Annotated in this window: 1 pseudogene; it reads right to left on the bottom strand. The window is 65.6% G+C overall.

Features of this window, described 5'->3' with window-relative positions:
• Window positions 1-497, bottom strand: a pseudogene (locus AC0V2Y_RS28475) (hypothetical protein); the annotation flags it as partial.
• Between the last annotated feature and the right edge of the window lie 12 nt (window positions 498-509).

The following is a 509-nucleotide window of genomic DNA, read 5'->3' as shown; positions in this document are numbered from 1 at the left end:
GTCTCGTACTGTTCGACTGCCCAGCGCACCGCGCATTCGAGCCGCAGGTCGCCGAGGCGGCGGGCGTTGTCCGCCACGCCGGGTGTGCGCACGTCTGGCCGCCATCGGAAGGTACCCGGTTTGCGGTTGAGTAGCAATTCGGCGTCCTCCCTGGTGGCCGCTTCGCTGCGCGGCACGGTGAACGTGCCGTCGGCCGCGACCGGCACCGGAATGCTTAACTCGTCGCCGGCGATGCGCAGCTTGATGTCCTTGAGCGAGGCGTTGGCGGCCTTGGGCAGCAGCACGAAACGCAGCGTGGCGTCCGGTGCCAGCTGGCGTTGTTCGTCGAAGATGTCCAGTCCGGCCGTGAATGCGCGGTAGGTTTTCCAGTCCGGGTCCTTGGTGCTGCTGACGACTACCGCAGCCATGCCGGCATCGCTCTGGTCGGCTGCGCCGGATACGGGACACAGCAGCAGGCACGGCACGAACAGACCGGCAATCTGAGAAAGGCGTTTCATATATACCTCATG

It is taken from the genome of Janthinobacterium sp. BHSEK (assembly GCF_056174685.1).
The sequence above is the reverse complement of the archived record's forward strand: the minus strand, read 5'-3'. Positions and strand labels throughout refer to the sequence as shown.